A 3,202-nucleotide genomic window follows, 5' to 3' on the forward strand; every position below is an offset into this window, starting at 1 on the left:
AAAGAAAGGTGTGCTCTCCTACTAATTCAGCTTGCACAGAGGCTCCGCTAGAAACCTTAACTACACCAAACAGCACAGAGATAACACACCCAAATTGAGTGTGCATCTACTTATTGTACTGCTCCTGTAGTTACTTGTTTATGAAATTAGCGGATTTCCTGCACAAGGAGCTTTTTAAGTAAACACCTATATTTTATATAAAGTAAAATTAATAAACTATTAATCTTCTGCAACTATAAAGTCAAATTTAATTTCTTTATATAAAAGGTCTTTGAGTTCTTAAATAGACTTCTTAAGTTACCCAACTTAATTTACCCATTCATTAATGATTTTTAAATCGGAAGAGAAAAATTAAAACACCTTTAAGTTGACTGGATTATTATTTATTTGGGTAACTTAAGAAGTCTAGCCCTAACTGAGTTAATCACTACTTTAGAGTATCTATTCTATAGTAGCTATAATATATCTCATCATCATCTTAATTTACTGGATAAACCTTAAACAACAAAAGGCTTATCCAATGAATTACAAAACACTAGGCTATGAAGCAAACTTTACCTTGTGGATCTTTTAAACAATTAATGCCCTTTCCCACCATCTTTTACTTCTCCTTTTAAGCTCATCTCCATAGAATGATCATATTTGCAACACCCAGGAAGATTATTATAAGCATCTTCACTACCACTTAACTTATCAGTATCGTAACCCGAATTAGCAATCGCTTTATGAATTGCATCTAGGTTTGTTTTAGAAGCATCAAAAGAAACATCTATTTTCTTTCTCAATCTATCCCATTCTGCCTTCGATATACCGTCTAAATTATTTACAGCTTTTTCAATAGTAGTCTTACACATTCCGCAATTTCCTCTGACTCCAAAACTAGCATCAATATAAGCGACATCTTTTTTTACTTCAGTAGGCTCTGATTTTTTTTCATCTTTTTTGGCATCATTTTTACAACTTGTAAAACCTACAGCAGCAATTACTATTAAACTTAAAATTACTTTTCTCATTTGATTAAAATTAAAAATTATTATTATTTGATTGTTTTGGTTACTTCACCACACTTTAACATAGCATCACCGAAATACGGGTTTAAGACTTTATCTTCTAAACTAAGCCAATAACCTCCTGTATTATTATCTGCCATAGGGCAAAATTGGCTATACACTTGCATATTCACTCCAAACTTTTCGATCGCCATAATTAGACTAGATGATAGTGGTTTGAAATGATTTCTTTGTGTTTTTATATCTGCCGTTGAGTTTAAAGATCGTGTATGTGTTTTCAAATCTGTGGATAGTTGCATCCATGAATTATGAGCATCACCTTTAAGTAGTTTCATATCGACTTCTGCTAAATTCTTCAACATTATCGAAGAAGCCTGTGTTGAAGTTTTTGAATCTCCTTTTATCAATGCGTCTTTCAAAATAATGTACTCATCAAATACAGTTTTGAGCTGTTCTTGGAATTTTGAGTCTACTTCAACTCTCTCATTGGTCATTTTCATGTTCTGACCATTATGATTCATTCCTAAATGTCCTTCGTGACCAGTCATTACAGTGCCACCACTTTTGTTCATCATCGATTTTTTACCTTGGAGTTGTGCGGCTGCATCAACAGTAAAAGCGCCATTGGTCACAACTTCATCTCCAATTTTCAAACCTTCTAACACTTGATAAGACTCTCCAATCTTTGAACCTATTTGTACTTCTCTCATTTCAAATATGGCTTGGTCTTGTTTAGTTTTCACATAAACAACGGATCGTTTTCCAGTCCATAATACTGCTGAAGATGGAACCAAAAGAGAACCATTCTCATTCTTTGCATTGAGTTTTCCTTTGACAAACATTCCAGGCTTTAATAGACCTTTTGAATTATTTAAATCAACTCTTAGAGTAACGGTTCTTGTTTTTGTATTTAAAACAGGATCAATAAATGAAACCTTGGAGATAATGGCTTTATCAGATTGAGTGTTGGTGCTGACTTCAATATTCTGTCCAGTTTTGATGAACTTAACTTGACTTTCATATACGTCGAACTCTGCCCAGAGTGATTGCAAGTCTGCTATTTTAAATAAGCCTTGCCCTAGTTTTACTGATTGTCCTATTTCCACCATTTTTTCGGTAACAGTGCCTGATACTGTTGCATATACAGGGAAATTCTCAATGACCTTTCCAGAAGATTCAATACTATTAATTTGAGCTTCTGAAAGCTTCCAAAGTTTTAATTTGTTTCTAACCGCTTTGTATAATTGAGGCTGTGATTCTTTCAATTTCGAAGTAGTCAAAAGTTCTTGTTGAGCAGCAAACAGCTCAGGAGAATAAATAGTAGCTAATTGTTGCCCTTTTCTTATTCTCTCACCTGTGAAATTGATAAATAATTTTTCAATTCTTCCAGAAAAATAGGTTACTTGAACAGCATTTTTCTTTTCATTCTCAACAATCTTACCAGATAACACAATGGAATTCTCGGATTCATTTGCATCAGTAATCACTGTTGTTTCGATGTTCGCTAGCTTCATAGCGTTTTCAGTAAGTTTAAACTCATCTGCTGACAATCCATCTGCTCCAGCTTCAGCGGGAATTAAATCCATCCCGCAGATAGGACAATCTCCAGGTTCAGGTTGCATAATCTGTGGATGCATGGAACAAGTCCACATTTGATTAGCTTCTACTGCTTCTTTGTGATTATGCTCTGCTTCTTTGTTTGATGAGTTACCAAAAAATAACCACCCCAACAGTAATCCCATGACTACTAATCCAATGTAAATTGCGTATTTCTTCATTTCTTTGTTTTTTTTCGTTTTATTAATTTTCTAATTGAGGGAGATGATACATACCAAAGTAAAAAACCACTCAGTACTGTAATCAAACCTAAAAGAGAAAACGCTCTTAAAACTATCGTGTTAAAATTGTCTCTACCTTCATAATCCATGGTGTGGGTCATCCATAAAAAATCAAACCATCTCCAACTTTGATGTCTGACTGTTTGAAATTTTGCATCTATGATAGACACATATGCTTTTAAATTATCGTCTGTTTTATAAGAGATCACATACGCAGGAAGTAACTTTTCTCGATACTCATGATGCTTTCCTGCCTCTGTTATTTTTTCAATGGAAGCAACTTCTAAACCTTCCTTCATATAGTTTTTGGCAACATATAAAGCTTCGTCTTTAGTTAATTCATTTTTCTTTTGA

At 33.7% G+C, this 3,202-nt stretch carries 2 protein-coding genes and 1 pseudogene; all 3 read right to left on the reverse strand.

Annotated features, from left to right (window positions below; all coding sequences use genetic code 11):
• Positions 1–578: 578 nt before the first annotated feature.
• Positions 579–1,013 carry a heavy-metal-associated domain-containing protein gene (locus AAON49_RS00185; protein WP_349551752.1) on the reverse strand — a complete coding sequence of 145 codons (435 nt, stop codon included), beginning with the start codon at positions 1,011–1,013 and terminating at the stop codon, positions 579–581.
• 23 nt (positions 1,014–1,036) lie between these two features.
• A complete protein-coding gene (locus AAON49_RS00190) occupies positions 1,037–2,788 on the reverse strand; it encodes an efflux RND transporter periplasmic adaptor subunit (RefSeq protein WP_349551753.1) in 1,752 nt (583 codons plus the stop codon).
• Positions 2,785–3,202: pseudogene (locus AAON49_RS00195) on the reverse strand (hypothetical protein); the annotation flags it as partial. The pseudogene AAON49_RS00195 and the gene AAON49_RS00190, both read right to left, overlap by 4 nt.

The sequence above is a fragment of the Pseudotenacibaculum sp. MALMAid0570 genome (genome assembly GCF_040151415.1).
Lineage (GTDB): Bacteria > Bacteroidota > Bacteroidia > Flavobacteriales > Flavobacteriaceae > Polaribacter.